17 protein-coding genes are annotated in these 18,251 nt (G+C 34.9%); 11 read left to right on the top strand and 6 right to left on the bottom strand.

What is annotated here, in order from left to right:
* Nucleotides 1–267: 267 nt before the first annotated feature.
* Entirely contained in the window at nt 268–855 is a 588-nt protein-coding gene (locus ACHRWY_RS03045; RefSeq protein WP_395352370.1) for a glutathione peroxidase, read from the top strand.
* Nucleotides 856–1,040: 185 nt separating this feature from the next.
* On the opposite strand, the gene ACHRWY_RS03040 is transcribed toward ACHRWY_RS03045, so the two are convergent.
* Together ACHRWY_RS03040 and ACHRWY_RS03035 are read right to left on the bottom strand one after the other, a co-directional pair.
* Nucleotides 1,041–1,538 carry a GNAT family N-acetyltransferase gene (locus ACHRWY_RS03040; protein WP_395352368.1) on the bottom strand — a complete coding sequence of 166 codons (498 nt, stop codon included), beginning with the start codon at nt 1,536–1,538 and terminating at the stop codon, nt 1,041–1,043.
* A gap of 24 nt (nt 1,539–1,562) precedes the next feature.
* Complete coding sequence (locus tag ACHRWY_RS03035) at nt 1,563–2,741, bottom strand: thioredoxin family protein (RefSeq protein WP_395352366.1); 1,179 nt, start codon at nt 2,739–2,741, stop codon at nt 1,563–1,565.
* Between the two features lie 178 nt (nt 2,742–2,919).
* On the opposite strand from ACHRWY_RS03035, the gene menD reads away from it, so the two are divergent.
* Complete coding sequence (menD, locus tag ACHRWY_RS03030) at nt 2,920–4,581, top strand: 2-succinyl-5-enolpyruvyl-6-hydroxy-3-cyclohexene-1-carboxylic-acid synthase (protein ID WP_395352364.1); 1,662 nt, start codon at nt 2,920–2,922, stop codon at nt 4,579–4,581.
* 58 nt (nt 4,582–4,639) lie between these two features.
* Here menD and ACHRWY_RS03025 read toward each other — a convergent pair whose 3' ends face one another.
* Nucleotides 4,640–5,989: a M28 family metallopeptidase gene (locus ACHRWY_RS03025; protein WP_395352363.1), complete on the bottom strand. Its 1,350-nt coding sequence runs from the start codon at nt 5,987–5,989 to the stop codon at nt 4,640–4,642.
* Between the two features lie 166 nt (nt 5,990–6,155).
* Between ACHRWY_RS03025 and ACHRWY_RS03020 the strand changes: the two genes are divergently transcribed.
* The 7 genes from ACHRWY_RS03020 to ACHRWY_RS02990 all read left to right on the top strand — a co-directional run bounded on the left by ACHRWY_RS03020 (nt 6,156) and on the right by ACHRWY_RS02990 (nt 13,301).
* On the top strand, nt 6,156–7,013 hold the full coding sequence (locus ACHRWY_RS03020) for a S1 RNA-binding domain-containing protein (protein ID WP_395352361.1): 858 nt from the start codon (nt 6,156–6,158) through the stop codon (nt 7,011–7,013).
* A gap of 732 nt (nt 7,014–7,745) precedes the next feature.
* Entirely contained in the window at nt 7,746–8,579 is an 834-nt protein-coding gene (locus ACHRWY_RS03015; RefSeq protein ID WP_035681238.1) for a 1,4-dihydroxy-2-naphthoyl-CoA synthase, read from the top strand.
* Between the two features lie 79 nt (nt 8,580–8,658).
* Entirely contained in the window at nt 8,659–9,621 is a 963-nt protein-coding gene (gene menA, locus ACHRWY_RS03010) for a 1,4-dihydroxy-2-naphthoate octaprenyltransferase (protein ID WP_395352359.1), read from the top strand.
* A 30-nt stretch (nt 9,622–9,651) separates the two neighbouring features.
* Nucleotides 9,652–10,329: a metal-dependent hydrolase gene (locus ACHRWY_RS03005; protein WP_395352357.1), complete on the top strand. Its 678-nt coding sequence runs from the start codon at nt 9,652–9,654 to the stop codon at nt 10,327–10,329.
* A 155-nt stretch (nt 10,330–10,484) separates the two neighbouring features.
* Nucleotides 10,485–11,000 (top strand): DUF2199 domain-containing protein, encoded by a 516-nt coding sequence (locus ACHRWY_RS03000; protein WP_395352355.1) that lies wholly within the window; start codon nt 10,485–10,487, stop codon nt 10,998–11,000.
* A gap of 41 nt (nt 11,001–11,041) precedes the next feature.
* Nucleotides 11,042–12,244 carry a tetratricopeptide repeat protein gene (locus ACHRWY_RS02995; RefSeq protein WP_395352353.1) on the top strand — a complete coding sequence of 401 codons (1,203 nt, stop codon included), beginning with the start codon at nt 11,042–11,044 and terminating at the stop codon, nt 12,242–12,244.
* Nucleotides 12,245–12,266: 22 nt separating this feature from the next.
* Complete coding sequence (locus ACHRWY_RS02990; RefSeq protein ID WP_395352351.1) at nt 12,267–13,301, top strand: o-succinylbenzoate synthase; 1,035 nt, start codon at nt 12,267–12,269, stop codon at nt 13,299–13,301.
* A 170-nt stretch (nt 13,302–13,471) separates the two neighbouring features.
* Here ACHRWY_RS02990 and ACHRWY_RS02985 read toward each other — a convergent pair whose 3' ends face one another.
* Both ACHRWY_RS02985 and ACHRWY_RS02980 read right to left on the bottom strand, forming a co-directional pair.
* Nucleotides 13,472–14,026: a hypothetical protein gene (locus tag ACHRWY_RS02985; RefSeq protein WP_395352349.1), complete on the bottom strand. Its 555-nt coding sequence runs from the start codon at nt 14,024–14,026 to the stop codon at nt 13,472–13,474.
* Between the two features lie 20 nt (nt 14,027–14,046).
* Entirely contained in the window at nt 14,047–14,958 is a 912-nt protein-coding gene (locus ACHRWY_RS02980) for an OmpA family protein (RefSeq protein WP_395352347.1), read from the bottom strand.
* A 198-nt stretch (nt 14,959–15,156) separates the two neighbouring features.
* Between ACHRWY_RS02980 and ACHRWY_RS02975 the strand changes: the two genes are divergently transcribed.
* Together ACHRWY_RS02975 and ACHRWY_RS02970 are read left to right on the top strand one after the other, a co-directional pair.
* Nucleotides 15,157–15,630: a CYTH domain-containing protein gene (locus ACHRWY_RS02975; RefSeq protein WP_395352345.1), complete on the top strand. Its 474-nt coding sequence runs from the start codon at nt 15,157–15,159 to the stop codon at nt 15,628–15,630.
* A gap of 5 nt (nt 15,631–15,635) precedes the next feature.
* A complete protein-coding gene (locus ACHRWY_RS02970; RefSeq protein WP_395352501.1) occupies nt 15,636–16,601 on the top strand; it encodes a YpdA family putative bacillithiol disulfide reductase in 966 nt (321 codons plus the stop codon).
* A 76-nt stretch (nt 16,602–16,677) separates the two neighbouring features.
* Here ACHRWY_RS02970 and ACHRWY_RS02965 read toward each other — a convergent pair whose 3' ends face one another.
* On the bottom strand, nt 16,678–18,246 hold the full coding sequence (locus ACHRWY_RS02965; RefSeq protein ID WP_395352344.1) for a YdiU family protein: 1,569 nt from the start codon (nt 18,244–18,246) through the stop codon (nt 16,678–16,680).
* Between the last annotated feature and the right edge of the window lie 5 nt (nt 18,247–18,251).

Below are 18,251 nucleotides of genomic sequence, written 5' to 3'. Positions count from 1 at the left end.
GCGCCAGAAAAAAATACACAGAACTATAGGAGGTACTAAGATTCCATTGACAATTTTCAATATAACCGGGGCATCAACTATAATTTATAATAAGAAACAAAATAGTATAACAATTAATTCATGGTTTGATTTGTTTGTATGGGGGGAAGCCTAGCGTCTGATTAACGCTAGGCTTCAATTTTTTATTTAACTTATGTTTAATAAAAATAAAGTCCTGAAAGCCATTCCGTAAAACAGATTTTAACTAATTTTATAAAAAAATATACAATGAAAAAAATAGCATTTATAGCATGTAGTTTTGTTCTTTTAGTAAGTACACAAATTCAGGCTCAAACCAGTAAAAATAAATTATCTAAAACAGATAAAGCCATGGCAAAAGAAACCATTTATCAATTTAAGGTTGAAGATTTATCAGGAGATACTTTTGATTTTGCTTCTCTAAAAGGTAAAAAAGTAATGATTGTAAACACCGCTTCAAAATGCGGATTAACGCCTCAATACAAAGATCTTGAAGCAATTTACAAAGAATACAAAGACAAAGGTTTTGTAATTGTAGGTTTTCCGGCTAATAATTTTGCATCACAGGAACCGGGTACAAACAAAGAAATCGAAACATTTTGTCAACAAAATTACGGTGTAACCTTCCCAATGATGGACAAGGTTTCTGTAAAAGGAGATGATATGTGCGAGGTTTACAAATTCCTTACACAAAAATCTAAAAATGGTTTACAGGATTCTGAAGTAGAATGGAATTTCCAGAAATACTTAATCAACGAAAAAGGAGAATTGGTAAAAGTAATTAAGCCTAAAACATTGCCAACTGATCCTGAAGTGATCAACTGGATAAAAAGTTAAATAACTATCTAAACCAAAAAATCCACAAATTTGAATGTAAGATTCAGGTTTGTGGATTTTTTATGCATCATCTTTAAGGTAATATCATGAAATACTTAATTGTATAGATTTCAATAAAGAAAAAACTTAAATTCATGTAAATCATTAATTTAACTATGTTGAATCCTTATTGATCTGTTGTTATTTTACTTTAATATCAATTGCATGAAAACCAAATCAAGCCAATGATCAAACTTATAACCAACCTCACGAATGGTTCCGGTGGCTACAAAGCCAAAACGTTCATGAAAGGCAATGCTTCCCGCATTATCAGCATCTATAGCGCCAATCATAACATGATAACCTTGTTCTTTGGCCAAACGAATTAATTCTGTTAACAATTTAGACCCAATACCTTTTCCAATTACGTTATCGATCACATAAACAGAATGCTCGACTGTATACTGATAACCAATTTTTTCACGGAATTGCCCATAACTTCCAAACCCAACAACTTCGCCATCTAAATCAGCAACAACAATAGGCAGATTTTTGGCTGTTTTGTCTTCAAACCACTTGGTTTGTACTTCAATAGTCTGAATTTCGTAACTATAATTTGCGGTTGTATGTAAAATCGAGTGGTTTACAATTTCAAGGATTTTTTCCAAATCCTCTACTGTTGCAGGTCTAAGCGTTAGGTTCATGATATTTAGTGGTGTTTTTTTAGGTTATTTGCTGTTGAGTTCTGCTAACAAAGCATCAGCGTCTTTGGTACTCCAGGTCATTTCAGTACCAATAGTTTTGGCATCTTTGGCATACTTCAGCGCTGATTTTTTATCCTTTATTTTATTATAAAGTCTGGCCAAAAGAAGATTTCCATCATAGGAATTATTTAATTCTATAGCATGCCCGACCCAAAGAATAGATTTTTTTAAACTCTCTGTATCTGAAATGTGTTTTAAATACGTTTGCCCGATATCTTTTAAGAAACTTGCGTCATTCCAGGCTAATTTTTCAGTGTTTTCAAGCGTAATTTTTTTATAAAATTGCCATTTTTCTGTTCTTTCGGCCAGGGTCAAATCAAATTTAAAAACTAAGGAATCTGTTTTCTGCAATCGAATAGATTTTGCAATTTCTCTTTGCTTATAGTAGTTTATGGTGTCTAAATTGTCAACATACGGACGGAGTAATTCTGAAACAATACTTTCTATCTTACGATCGACACGATTTTGAGATGCTACAGCAGCAAACTCTTTCTGATGGTTTAAAACATATTGAAATTCCCTTGATTTGATATCTGTAACTCCATTAGCAATAACGCGCCAGTTGGTTTCGCTTACTAGCTGGGCATCAGATTGTGTATTAAGATAAATATGGGTCGGGATTGACAAATCGGTTCTGTCTTTTCCTTTTTTTAAAGTATTAAGATAGGTGAAAAATTTATTGGCATCACTTGGGTCGGCCAGAAACTGTTTCTCTAGGTACGGCAACTGCATTTTAGGATTCAGCGCATAATTAACTTCTGTCATAAACTCTTCTTTCTTTGATTCCCCTTTTAAAGCATACAAAAGCGTTTCATTGGCAGGATCTATAAACAAAAAAGTAGGTAATGATTTGGTATTGTATTTGTCCCTAAGCGCAATTCCTTCTTCTTTTTCAATATTTTTCCAGGAACACACATAATTCTTCTTTAAAAAATCCATTACGACAGGATCACTAAAAACTTCTTTTTTCATTTGGTTACAATGCGGGCACCAATCGGCATACAGCATTACAAAAAGAGGTTTTCCCTGCGTTTTAGCATTTTCTAAAGCCGTTTTATAAGGCACATCATCCGGAACAAACTGATTTTGTGCATGTATGGCCTGTAATGTGATAAATAGGAGTAATGTATATAAGAAACGCATACAGAGTTTAGTTTTATTAAAAAATCGCTTTTACAAATATATCTCCTTTTTCTAAAAACCAGCCTTAATATCTTCCTATTTATAAGTTAAATCCAACCCGAAGTTCGTAACTTTGTAGTATCAAAAAAAAGAAATCTGAGCCTTTGGATTCCTTTCAAAATAGTAATACGCCATTATAATGATTTACCCCAAAATAGCGCTTGCACAAAGCATTATCGAAATTTGTTCAGCAAAAGGAATCACTAATATTATCATTTCTCCGGGATCAAGAAACGCACCTTTAACAATTGGATTTGCACAAAATCCAAACTTTAAGTGTTACAGCATTGCAGATGAACGTTGCGCTGCTTTTTTTGCCTTGGGTATTGCACAACAAACCAAATTGCCAACTGCAATTGTCTGCACTTCCGGATCAGCATTATTAAATTATTATCCGGCTGTAGCCGAAGCATTTTACAGTCAGATTCCGTTAATTGTGATTTCGGCTGATCGTCCGCAAAGCAAGATTGATATTGGTGACGGACAAACCATTCGCCAGGAAAATGTTTTTCGGAACCATGCTGTTTTTAATGCTAATTTAGTAGAAGAAGCTTCTGTTGAAAATGATTTAAAAATCAATAAAGCGATCGAAACAGCGATCCTTCAAAAAGGGCCGGTTCATATTAACGCCCCTTTTGAAGAACCTTTATACGAAACTGTCGAAACCCTTTCGGTAACATCAAAAATTACCCATTCAGAAGAAATCATCGGAACTAAAATCATTGAAAATATCGCTGATTTTGTTTCAGTTTGGAATTCGGCCAAAAAGAAATTAATTGTAGTAGGAGTAAATGAAGCAAATTCTATTGATCAGGAAGTAATCGAAAATCTTGCCAATGATCCGTCAATAGTAGTCCTGACAGAAACCACTTCCAACTTACACCATCCTAATTTTATTAATAGTATTGATACTTTAATTACCCCCTTTGAAGAGATTGATTTTAAAGCTTTTCAGCCTGAAATCCTGATCACTTTTGGAGGTATGATTGTGTCTAAAAGAATAAAAGCTTTCCTGAGAAAATACAAACCAAAAGAACACTGGCATATTGATACTTTACGTGCTTATGATACTTTTGGGGCTTTAACGCAGCATTTTGTGATGCAGCCCAATGATTTTTTCACTGATTTATTGACTAAGACTACTTTTGCAGCGAGCAGCTACTTTTCAATTATCAATGAAATTTACGATTTACGAAAAATAAGAAGACAAGAATATCTGGATAAAATTTCTTTTTCGGATTTTAAAGTTTTTGAGAAAGTAATCGAAACTTTACCTGTAAACAGTCAGTTGCAAATTAGCAACAGTTCTGCAATTCGATATGCACAACTGATTGATATTGATGAATCGATTGAGGTTTTTTGCAATCGTGGAACCAGCGGAATTGACGGGAGCACATCAACAGCCATTGGAGCTTCAGTAGGCAGCGGAAAACAAACTGTTTTTATTACCGGGGACATCAGCTTTTTATATGATAGTAACGCATTGTGGAATGCGTATGTTCCAAAAAACTTTAAAATTATTTTAATCAATAATGGAGGAGGAGGAATTTTCAGGATTTTGCCCGGACACGAAGAAAAACCGGTATTTAATACTTATTTTGAAACCTCTCATCATTTAACAGCCGAGCATTTAGCTAAAATGTACAAAATGAATTACCTGTCGGCTTCTGATGAAGATTCATTAGCAAAAAGTATTGAGGATCTTTATGCAACAAATGACGAACCAGCAATTTTAGAAATTTTTACCCCAACTTTTGAAAATGATGTTGTTCTAAAACAATATTTTAAAGAACTGATTTAGTTATAGTCTCTACTTAAACAATAAAAGCGCCCATTGAGGCGCTTTTATTGTTTTATAATTATTTAATAGGAATAGGAAATACAGGTAAACTGGCATGTCCTAAAGCATCGACAGCCTGAACAGCAAAAAAGTAATTGTCTTTGGAATAAGGTATCTCAGCTTTGGTTTCTTTGACAAAAAAAGTTTTTTCCCATTGAGAAGAAGAAGTTTCTCTCATCAAAATCTGATAACCGTATGGCGCTGTTCCTTCAGGCGCACTCCAGGCCAGTGCCGAAGAATTGGAAAGCTGTTTTACTTCGATTCCCACATTCACGGGAGCTTTTGGCGACCATGCCAAATTAGCCAGAGTCGCTAAATTAGAACATACATTTTTTCTTAGGTAATCAAAATCCATGAATTCAACCAAATCACCGTATTTAATATTATTTTCTGTTCTTAAATCCTGATGTTGATGATCAAAATTTTCATTCATCTCACAAAAACGAACTGCTGTGAATCCGTTTTGACTGAACGGAGTATGATCACCGCCACGTAAAAAACGATCGTTTCGGTAAACCAATTTCACTTTAAGCTGGTCAACATATTGTTCTGTAACCGTTTTTATATAACGGGCCAGTAATCTCGAGGGACTATCGTTATCACGACTTGTCGCTTTACGCATTTTAGCTTCATCTTCTGTTTCCAGAAACGGAATAGTTTCGCTAAAAACCCTGATTTGTGTATTATCTCTTAGATTCGTTCCGCTGGATAAACTGTTTCCAATCATGTCATTGTTTAGCATTGCAACGATATTCCAATTCGATTCTTTGGCGTATTCTGCAAGATGTCGCGCACCAATTAAGCCTTGCTCTTCACCAACAACAGCAACAAAAATAATGGTTGCCGGAAAAGATCGTTTGCTCATTACTTTGGCCAATTCTATTACGGCAGCCACTCCGGATCCATCGTCATTTGCGCCGGGTGCGTCAGATTTTATATTCATCACATCAGAAACCCTGGAATCCAGATGTCCGCTTATAATAAGTATACGATTGTCATTGGGATCCGTTCCTTTTAAAGTAGCCATCACATTTCCAAGCTGGCTGTCTTTATTGATTCGCTTTCCATCGGCTTTAACGTCAAAATAATCAATTACAGAACTTAACCTTCCATTTGATTCCAATGCAAATTTGTCAAACTCAGATTTCACCCATTGCTGAGCAGCCCCAATTCCTTTTGTTTTGCTTTTAGTATCACTTAAAGTATGCCTCGTACCAAAAGAAACTAATTTTCGAACCGTAGCCTCCAGATTTTCAGCTTTAATTTCGGTAATCATTTTTTTTATTTCAGGATCTTCAACAACCTGGGAAATTGACATCTGTGTAAAAAACAGAAAGGTAAAAACGGAATAAAATAAGGTCTTTTTCATTGATTTGAGATTAATTTCGGATTCTCAAATTTAATTAAAAATATGTCAAACCGGGAAATGAGAGGCATTACTTTTTTATTTAAAACATTTTCACCGTACCATTTTCAAACTTCGTACATTTGCACTTTAAAAACTCAGCTACTTTATAGCTTAGAATCTCAAGAATATGATTGAAATAGGAAAATACAATACCCTAACTATATTACGTGATACCAAAGTTGGTTTATTTTTAGGAAATCCTGAAAAAGACCCGGAAGGAATTCACGACATTTTATTACCAAACAAATACGTTCCTAATGAATTTGAAATAGGCGAAGAACTTGTTGTTTTTGTTTATCTGGACCACGAACAGCGTCCGGTTGCCACTACACTTGAACCTTATATCTTATTGAATGAATTTGCCCTTTTAAGAGTAAATTATATTAATCAGGTAGGCGCTTTTATGGATTGGGGAATGGAAAAAGACATTCTGGTGCCGTTTAAAGAACAAGCCCGCCCGATGGAAAAAGGAAAACGCTATTTAGTTTACCTTTATATGGATGAAAAGACCAATCGTCTGGTAGCTTCAAGTAAATTGAACCAATTTTTAAACAATGATCAGCTTACGGTTGAAAAAGGAGAAGAAGTTGATTTGATCGTTTCTCATATTACCGAATTAGGAATCAACGTGATCATCAACGAACAACACAAAGGGTTGTTGTACAAAGATGAAGTATACGATGACGCAATAAGAACCGGAGACAGAATGCGTGGTTATATAAAAAATATCCGTCCTGATAATAAAATAGATGTGGCACTGCAAGTTCAGGGATACCAGAGTATTGAGCCAAATGCAGAAAAAATACTGGATGAATTAAGAGCCAATCGCGGTTTTTTACGTTTAAACGACAGTTCGCATCCTGAAGATATCAAAACTGTTTTAAAAATGAGCAAAAAGACCTTCAAAAAAGCCATTGGAGCTTTATACAAAGACAAACTAATAGAAATTAAAGACGACGGGATTTACCTGGTACAGGGGAATTAAAGATTTCTTTAAAATATTGGATTTTATATAATTATAACAGGAAAGGCTGCTCATTACAAGCAGCCTTTCCCTTTTTATTCTAGTTTTAAAAAAAATTGTAATTAAAAAAAAACAGAAATAAAATTATTCGAATCCATTCAAAAAATAATAGCTTTATGAATTTTAGAAACTACTTTCTGAATCGGTATGTCTTTAAACAATTTATACATTCATATTAAAATCAAAAATTCAATTTCACGGCTAGTCCATTTGGTTTGATAAAATAACTTATAGAAAGTTTAGTTAGCATTTTTTCCTCTTTTCGTAATCAATTTTATACTAATTACTAAACAATTCCAGCGTTTAACCTTAGGTGTTACTGTCTCCTTTTTGAAGTTTCAACAAACGAATAAATCATTTGCTCATTAATCAGGGGCTTATGAATAAAAACCGTAAAAAAATGAGCGACAAATTTTTTAAATTTTCTCAAAAAAATCATTTTTTAGGTTAATAAATCAGTGAAAGAAAATCAATCCAAAATCGATAAAATAAAATGTATCTCATTGATTTCTAGGATGTAAAATTACTTATTATTTTTTGAAACTAATGTTAAAAAATGTTATTTTTTGTAAGGGAGTGCCAATTGTTAACATTAGAAGTTATTTTCTCACAGACTTAAAGCAAATAGAGTAGGTAAAAATGTAAAAAATGGTTTATTTTTACACTATAAATTTTTAAAATAAACAAATAGAAATGGATTGGATTACTGCCAGAGAATTCGAAGATATAACGTATAAAAAATGTAACGGAGTTGCCAGAATCGCTTTTAACAGACCAAATGTTAGAAATGCTTTTCGCCCTAAAACAACTTCAGAATTGTACCAGGCTTTTTATGACGCACAAGAAGACACCTCAATAGGAGTTGTTTTACTTTCTGCCGAGGGGCCATCTACTAAAGACGGTGTTTATTCTTTTTGCAGCGGAGGTGATCAAAATGCCCGCGGACATCAGGGATATGTGGGCGAAGACGGACAACATCGTTTAAACATCTTAGAGGTTCAGCGTTTAATCCGGTTTATGCCAAAAGTTGTTATTGCAGTTGTTCCGGGTTGGGCAGTTGGCGGCGGACACAGTTTACATGTAGTCTGTGACATGACACTGGCGAGTAAAGAACACGCTATTTTTAAACAAACAGATGCTGATGTAACCAGTTTTGATGGTGGTTACGGATCTGCTTACCTCGCTAAAATGGTAGGGCAGAAAAAAGCACGTGAAATTTTCTTTTTAGGAAGAAACTATTCCGCTCAGGAAGCAATGGACATGGGAATGGTAAATGCAGTTATTCCTCATGATGAGTTAGAAGACACAGCGTACGAATGGGCTCAGGAAATTCTTCAAAAATCGCCAACTTCTATAAAAATGCTGAAATTCGCTATGAATTTAACAGATGACGGAATGGTAGGACAACAAGTTTTCGCCGGAGAAGCAACCCGTTTAGCCTATATGACCGAAGAAGCAAAAGAAGGAAGAAATGCCTTTTTAGAGAAAAGAAAACCAAACTTTGGAGAGAACAAATGGCTTCCGTAAAGAAGTTATAAAAATAGTTTAAAGTTTCAGGTTCTTAACCTGAAACTTTAAACCTTAAACTAAAAAAACTAAATTTAAAATGAAACATTGGATTGAAGCCGCCAGATTGCGCACATTGCCTTTATCAGTTTCGGGAATTATAGTAGGAAGTATTTATGCGCTATCAAACCCAACAGAAACAATTAACACGCCAACAGAAGTATTTAGCTGGAAAATATTTGGTTTTGCTTTATTAACAACATTAGGGTTACAGATTTTATCCAATTTTGCCAATGATTACGGAGACGGAGTAAAAGGTACTGATAACGAAGACCGAATAGGGCCAAAGCGCGCCATTCAGAGCGGTGTTATCACGCCTCAGGCTATGAAAAAAGCAATCATTATTACATCAGTATTGACTTTATTATCAGCTATAATTTTAATTTACTTTGCATTTGGAGAATCCAATTTTGGATATTCCATCTTTTTTCTTTTGCTTGGAATAGCAGCAATTGCATCGGCCATTCGTTATACAGTTGGAAATTCAGCTTATGGATATAAAGGATTTGGAGATGTATTTGTTTTTGTTTTCTTCGGACTGGTGAGTACATTGGGGGTTAACTTTTTATATTCTAAAGAAATAGATCCACTATTGATTTTACCTGCGGTTGCCATTGGTCTGCTAAGTGTTGGCGTTCTAAACCTAAACAATATGCGTGACGAAGAATCAGACAAAAAATCAGGAAAAAATACAATTGTAGTACAAATAGGAGGTCCAAAAGCTAAAATTTATCATTTCACATTGATTATTACGGCTATGGTATCTGTAGTTGTTTTTGCCATTTTAAGCGATTACAATTTTGATCAGTATCTGTTTTTATTAGCATATATTCCTTTAACCAAACATTTAATTACTGTTTATAAAAATCAGGATCCTAAGCTTTTAGATCCCGAATTAAAAAAACTGGCACTAAGCACATTCTTGCTTTCCATATTATTAACAGTATGCATGATTTCATTAATTTCAGACATTATCGTTAATCTTTTCCTGGGCGGAAGATAAAACAAAGTTCAACTTTAAAAACGTATCAAGATGAAAATTACATTTTACGGACACGCGTCATTAGGCATAGAAGTAGGAGGGAAACATATCATTGTGGATCCTTTTATAACAGGAAATCCACTAGCCGAAGCAATCGACATAGAAACATTAAAAGCCGATTATATTTTGCTTACACACGCTCATGGAGACCATGTGCTGGATGTTGAAGCTATTGCAACCCGCACGAACGCAGTAATTGTTTCGAATGCAGAAATTACAAGCTATTACGCAAAAAGAGGCTTTAACGCACACCCAATGAATCACGGTGGAAGCTGGAGTTTTGATTTTGGAAAAGTAAAATATGTAACTGCAATTCATTCCAGCTCTTTTCCTGACGGAAGTTACGGTGGAAATCCGGGAGGTTTTGTAATCGAAGGCGAACATAAAAACATCTACATTGCAGGTGATACAGCACTTACAATGGATATGAAGCTAATTCCTTTGAGAACAGAACTGGACCTGGTGATTCTTCCAATAGGAAACAATTTCACAATGGATGTTGAAGATGCAATAATAGCTTCTGATTTTGTAGAATGTGACAAAATTCTCGGTTACCATTTCGATACTTTTGGTTACATCAAAATTGACCATGAAGAAGCTATTCGCAAGTTTTTTGACAAAGGAAAAGATTTAATGCTCCTTGAAATCGGAGAATCAATAGAATTGTAATTTACAGATTAGGCATTTTGGAATTGGGATTTCTAATATTCGAATTTTAAGAAGCTGTTTCCCGCTATCCGCTGTATCTTTTGTGGCGAACCCCGCCACAAAAGGATGCCGCTTCTATCGGGGCTAATACATTAATTTTCATAAGAAAAGTTTTTATGGATACTATCACTAAATTTATTTGTGCGTGCTGCGGTGAAGAGCATGAAAGCTGGCCGGCAATAGGCTATAATTCTCCGGGCATTTATAACAATCTTTCGCCTCAGGAAAAAGAAGAAATTGCAGTTATCGATGAAGATTTTTGTGTAATAAAACATCCTAATGATCATGTTGACCGATTTGTCAGGTGTGTCTTCATTCAAAAAGTAAATGATCATTGTGAAGATCTCGAATATGGTTTCTGGGTATCATTAAGCGAAAAAAGTTTCAAAGATTATCTCGAAAACTTTGATAACGAAAATCATGAAACCCAATATTTTGGCTGGCTTTCCAATTATATTCCGCAATATCAATTTGCAGAAAGTATTCCAACAACAGTTGTCACTAAAAGCGGGAACGACAGACCGGAAATTTTCCCTCATAAAGATTTTGATCATCCTTTTGTAAAAGATTATTATGAAGGAATTACGAAAGAAGAAGCAGAAAAAAGGATTAAGGAAATACTAAAAAATTAGGCTTGAAATTTGTACGGGATATTTAAAATAAAATTTCTAAAATGAATTTAAAAAGATTTACTCTATTTCTTTTACTTACAGTTTCGTATACCGCTTTTGCACAAAGAGACGGTTATTGGGACAAAGAACGTGCTACAACAAAAGAAATTATTGTTTCTGCACGTGATCGAATTAGTTTAAAAACAGAAGATTTACCTGTTGGAACCACTGAAATTGTCTACAGAATTACACTTTTAGATGAAAATCAGGAAATGACAAACAGTTTAGTTTCTGTTTTAAAATCAATTCCGGATCCAACCGGAATCAGCCAGGGATCAGCCGGCGCTGTTTTTATCATGTCTAAAATTTCCGGTGACGACACTTGTACATACGCCCTTTTTACTTCGGCCGAAAATGCAAAAAAATACATCGATGATGGTAAAACGGATAAAGCCTGTTATGCTCAGGAAGATCCCGTAAGCAAAGATGCAAAAAGATTATCTCTTGATAAATCGTCTTGTTTAGGGCAAAATATAAATACAATCTGGTTTGGTATTCACAGTAAAAACTGGGTTTTGAATCAAAAAGTAGTTTTAGAAGTAGTGCCCTGGGTAGATACAAAATTAAATCGTGGCTGGAATCAGGACAACAAAAATGAAATCATAAGTCTTTGCAAAACGTCGACTATGGCTCAAAAAATGGCCAATTCTGATGATTTTTGTGTTTGCATCCTCAATAAAATCATGAAGCAATATCGCTATGCCGAGTTTCAGAAATTATTGCCTATAGAAAAAACTAAAGTGTACAAGGATTTTGGAAATACCTGCTATAAAGATGCTGATATTTCTAAGAACGTTTACAATGACCTCAGAATTCAGGCTTCTGCTTTAATAAAACTTCAAAAATACAACGAAGCAATTCCTAAATTGAATACTATTATCAACGACGGAAAGGCAACAGCATTAGATTACAGTTCCATTGGTTATTGCTATATTTTAACGAAGCAGTATGCTAAAGCAATTAAATTTTTGAAAGAAGGCGAGAAATTAGATGACACTGAATTATTGGTAAAACTAAATTTGGCCCATGTTTATTTGGTAAACGATGATTATAGTGAAGCAAAAGCAATCTATAAAAAATATCAAACTCAAAATGTTACCGACAGCCTGAGCTGGAAGGAAAAAACACAACAAGACTTTATTATTTTTCAAAAAGCAGGATTACCATCAAAAGACTTCGAAAGAGTTTTAAAGCTATATAACTAGTACTGATCTGGTTTAAAAAAACATGAAAGCAACTTACCATCAATACATGTTGGAGTTCAAACGCCCTTCCGGAACTTCCAGAGGCGTTATGACCGAAAAAGAAACCTGGTTTATTGTCCTTGAAGAAGAGGGCAAAAAAGGAATAGGCGAATGCGGAATCCTTCGCGGTTTAAGTGCAGACGACAGGGCAGATTATGAAGAAAAATTGCAATGGACATGCGAGAATATCCATTTGGGAGAAAAAGCACTTTGGGAAACTCTTTTAGAATTTCCGTCTATTCAGTTTGGGATCGAAATGGCTTTTTTATCCTTAAAAAGTCAAAATCCATTTCTATTATTTCCTTCAGATTTTACCAATACTGTAAAATCAATTGTCATAAATGGTTTAGTCTGGATGGGAGAAGCTTCTTTCATGAAACAACAAATTGAAGAAAAATTGGCTGATGGGTTCAATTGTATCAAACTTAAAATTGGTGCAATAGATTTTGAAAAAGAATTAGAGTTATTACATTTTATCCGAACACATTTTTCTGCCGGACAAATCGAAATCAGAGTAGATGCAAACGGCGCTTTTGCTTTAAATGAAGCTTTAGATAAACTAATTCAATTAAATCAATTTCAGCTTCATAGTATTGAGCAGCCAATAAAAAAAGGAAATATTGAAGCGATGAAAGCTTTATGTGAAGCCACTCCTTTTCCAATCGCATTAGACGAAGAGTTAATTGGCGTATTTTCTTTAGAAGAAAAAGAAAGGCTACTTCAAAAAATAAGGCCACAATATATTATTCTGAAACCAAGTTTTGTAGGCGGGTTCAGAGGAACTCAGGAATGGATTACTTTAGCCGAAAAATACAATATAGGCTGGTGGATCACATCGGCATTAGAAAGCAATATAGGACTTAACGCTATTGCACAATGGACTTTTCTGCAAGACTCAAAAATGCCTCAGGGTTTAGGAACCGGAGCACTTTACACCAATAACATCGATTGCCCACTTGAAGTTTCACAAGGACAATTATGGTACAATAAAGCTGTAAAATGGAATTCAATTTTTTAAAGGCTCAAAGTTGCAAAGGTTCAAAGTAACAAAGGTTCAAAGTTGGAAAGGTTCAAAGTTGCAAAGATTCAAAGTTGCAAAGATTGAAAATTTAAAGTGAAAAGGTACAAAGCTGCAAAGACTTTATACCTTTGCAAATTTGTACCTTCTAAAACCTTTGAATCTATTCTTTACTCTTTTCCTCCAAGTAATCCTTGTTGCCAGTCTTTCAATTCCTGCCATTTCCCCTCATAAGCCAGCAATGCTTGTTTTGCCCAGGTACTCGGATTGTGAATGGCATAATTTTCTCCTCCCGAATCCAGAATAGATTGTAATTTTTCTGTTGGAGTTTCAGATAGTGTTTTCCAGGTAGTAATTCCGGCATCATGGAACAAAGCCTCTATTTTAGGGCCGATACCTTCCACAATTTTTAAGTCATCTTCTTTTATTTTTTTACCAAAAACAGTTGCAGCCAATGCACTATCAAATAGTAAAGCGGGTGTTACATTTGATGTAAAAGATTGCGGGGCAGTTGCCTGTATTTTAGCTTTAGCAGCCAACTCAGCTTCTAATGAGGCAATCTTAGTATTTAAATTCCTCGTATTAGCTTTACAGGCATCTAAATCAGCTTGTAAAGACAAGGCAAGGGAATCGTCTCCTTTTGAATTCATTTTTCCCAGTAAGTAACCCAAAATTCCACAGATTAATCCCACTAACGCAGGTATTAAGATACAAGGTATATTCATAATAGTATATTTTTGATTAATTATTTAATTGTTATAACGGTTCTTCTATTGCTGGCCTTCCCTTCGGCAGTAGTATTTTCCCCAATTGGTTCGTCAGGACCTTTGGATTCGGTTGTAATGCGGCTGTTTTCAATACCGTTTTTAGACAAATACTTTTTAGAAAATTCTGCACGTTTTTGTCCAAGAACAAGATTAGCATCCCGGTTTCCAACATTATCACTATGCCCGACAGCCAAAATAACGGCATCTTTAACATGGTTCATATATTTAACCAAATCGGTGACTTTTTGCTTCTCGGCATCACTCAGCTGATCACTTGATTTATTGGTATTAAAATGAAGAATTAAAGGATCGCCATTGATTTTATCTTTCAAAATAACCCATTCATCTTTTACAGCCGGAGCAGCCTCTAATGCTTCAAATTTATAATCAGCCGGCCCTAAAATAGTATCGGCTTCTTTTTTCCATTTGTCGGTAACTTCGCCTTTTGTATTAAACTGAGAAGCAGATAAACCTTTAGATACTAAATATTTTTTGATCTCATCTGCCCTCGCAAGTCCCAGATTTTCAAAAGTAGAGGAATTGGTTTCATCAGAAGTCGCATAACCTGTTATGGTTACTTTTTGCTTGGGATTTGCAATTAAAAATGTTTTAAGATTTTCAACACCAATTGACACAGAATCACTAACAGGCAAAAGTACCGTAAAACTGTTTTTAAGGAACTTGATATTATCATGGGTATGATAATCAATTCCCGAACCATTAAGAATAAAAGGGACAAAAAGAGCGTCCTCAGCCACAACTACCGATACTTTTTCAGTATCAGTCACAGGCGTTTTTATAGTACAATTGCAACAAAATTTCACATACAAAAACGTACCTAAAATAATTGTTATTGCAATGCCTAAGAGATAAAGTGCTTTTTTAGACATAAGTAATGGAGTTAAGATTCTATCAAATTTAACAAAAAAATAAATACATAATGCATTAATTAGTCGTTATTTTAAAGTTATATCGTTAATTATGAGTGTGTTATAAAAGCAAGGATCCCTGTTAATGATTATCAAATTTCGATTCTCTGGCCAAATTAAATTGAGTAACTTGCATAAAAATTAAATTTAAACTTCAAAATGCTCGAAATAGAAAGAAAGTTTCTGGTAAAATCAGACGATTTTAAGAAACAAGCTTTTACCCAAAATAATATAGCTCAGGGATATCTAAGTGCTGTTCCTGAAAGAACCGTTCGGGTTAGGATCAAAGGAAAAAAAGGCTTTATAACCATAAAAGGAATAGGGCAGCAGGGCGGAATGTCGCGTTTTGAGTGGGAAAATGAAATACCGCTGGACGAAGCACAGGAACTGCTCAAATTGTGCGAAAAAGGCAAAATAGAAAAAACACGTTTTGAAATAAAATCAGGAAAGCACATTTTTGAAGTTGATGAGTTTTATGGAGAAAATGAAGGCTTAGTTATGGCTGAAATAGAATTGGAATCTGAAACAGAACCCTTTGAAAAACCCGAATGGTTAGGAGAAGAAGTAACAAATGACCCCAGATATTACAATGCCTATTTGAGCAAAAATCCTTTTAAAGAGTGGGAGAAATAAAAGATATGAAGGACTACGATTTAATAATTGTCGGGGGCGGGCCAATAGGTCTGGCTTGTGCAATTGAAGCTCAAAAGAAAAATTTAAAGTATCTTATTATAGAAAAAGGCGCTATCGTAAATAGCATTTTCAACTATCCATTGTACATGACTTTTTTCTCAACGGCCGAAAGACTTGAAATTGGGGATATTCCATTTAATTGTCTAGCTCCAAAACCGGGACGTCAGGAAGCATTAGAATACTACAGAAACATTCACCGTTATTTTAATTTCTCCATTCACCTGTTTGAAAAAGTAACACAGGTCCAGAAATTAGAAAATGCTGTTTTTAAGATTACCACTGATAAAACTGTTTATGAGTCAAAAAAGGTCATTATTGCCACAGGCTTTTATGATATTCCGATTAAGATGCATGTAAAAGGAGAAGAATTAACTAAAGTGCGCCATTATTACAAGGAAGCACACGAATATGCCTTTAGAAATGTTTTGGTGGTAGGGGCTAATAATTCATCTGTTGATGCTGCTTTGGAATGTTGGAGAAAAGGGGCAAACGTGACTATGGTTATTCGAAAAAACGAAATCAATAGCCGCGTAAAATATTGGGTAAAACCGGATATAGAAAACAGAATTGCCGAAGGAAGCATTACAGCCTATTTTGAATCGAATATTACTGAAATTCAGGAAAATGAGGTGGTTATAGAAACGCCAAATGGTAAAATAACCATCGAAAATGATTTTGTTCTCGCCTTAACAGGCTACAAACCGGACTTAACTTTTCTGGAGAAAATGGGAATTCAATTGTCTGAAGATGAGCTAAAAACGCCAACTTATAATCCGGAAACTATGGAAACAAATGTTGAAGGCTTATTTTTGGCAGGCGTTGTTTGTGGCGGAATGCAAACCCATAAATGGTTTATAGAAAATTCCCGCATTCATGCTCATATGATTGTCGATTATATTACTTCTAAGTAAAAGGGTGCCACGAATTTCATGGATTCATTATCTAAAATAACAATAACGAATTCGTGAAATTCATGGCAAAACTATATTAAGAACTACAAGAAAGCATAGAACATCCTACTTTAGATCTAGCCCAGTCAGGTCGTTTTGCAAACCATTTCTCATACTCAGGCTGTTCATCATACGGCTTTTGCAACAGGGTATGTAATTCATCGATTAAAGAATAATCTTCCTGATCTGCGGCATCTATGGCTAATTGCGCCATATAATTTCGCAACACATATTTAGGATTTACGGCGTTCATTTTCTCAGAACGATTTTCATCGGATAAACTTTCAGTATTCAGCCTTTCGAGATAGACTACAAACCATTTTTTCCAGGAATCCAGAATATCTCCTGAAATTTCTTCAGGAATATAAAATGAATCTTTTATTCTTTCTATTGCTTTTTCAACTGTATCTGACTTTTGAATTTGAGCCAAATTTCTAAAAAAGATTGTCATATCAGTTTCTGATAATGGTAAAACTGCTTCTAAAGCAGTACTTATTTTATCATCAGTTTCAGTTGAAGTAAACAAACCTAATTTACTTAAAAACATTATTTTATAATCTGCATTGAAATCTGAGATAAAAGATTCCAGTATATCTTCCAGAGGCTTAGCTTCATTAATTAAAGGATAGATTGCATTTGCCAGTTGATACAAATTCCATTGTGCAATTTGAGGCTGATTGCCAAAACGATATCGTCTGTTTTGACTGTCTGTAGTATTTGGCGTCCAGTCTGGGTCATAATTTTCCAACCATCCGTAAGGACCGTAGTCAATTGTGATTCCGTGGATCGACATATTATCAGTATTCATAACGCCATGCACAAAACCTACCCGTTGCCAATGCAAAATCATTTCGCGGGTTTTATCTGCAACGGTTTTAAAGAACGCTAAGTATTGTGCTTTTGGTTCGCCTTTAATTTCCGGAAAATAGTGTTTGATGGTATATTCTACAAATTGCTTTAAGTTTTTAAGTTCATTTCTGGCAGTCAGCATTTCAAAACTTCCAAAACGAATAAACGATGGCGCAACACGGCAAACAATCGCCCCTTTTTCGTAAGCAGGATTTCCGTTATACAAAATATCGCGTAAAACCTGATCACCGGACAACATTAAAGAAAGCGATCGGGTAGTAGGAACTCCCAAAGCATACATGGCCTCAGCGCAAAGATATTCTCTGACAGAAGAACGCAAAACAGCCAGACCATCAGCGGTTCTCGAATAAGGTGTTTTTCCCGCACCTTTTAACTGAAGTGTAAAAAAGGCATTATTGTGCTCAACTTCTGTTAGATTAATGGCGCGGCCATCACCTAATTGCCCGGCCCAATTTCCAAATTGATGTCCGGCATAACACATCGCATAAGGGCGTGTTTCCGGAAGCACTTCTTTTCCTGAAAAAGTATTCAAAAATGCTTCAGATCGAATTTCTTCTTTCGAAATTCCAACCTGTTCCGCTACTTTTTCAGAAGCATGGATCAGTTTAGGATTTGAAGGCTTTGTTGGATTTACATAAGAGAAAAGCGCATTCGAAACAGGACGAACTTCATTTAGTTCGCTGGGATCTGCAGGTAATTCAGCGGTAAATCGATTATTTATTTTTAGATTTTTCATTTGAG

The sequence above is a fragment of the Flavobacterium sp. FlaQc-48 genome, from assembly GCF_044007335.1.
Lineage (GTDB): Bacteria > Bacteroidota > Bacteroidia > Flavobacteriales > Flavobacteriaceae > Flavobacterium.
Note: the sequence above shows the minus strand (reverse complement) of the source record. Positions and strands in the feature narration are given on the sequence as shown.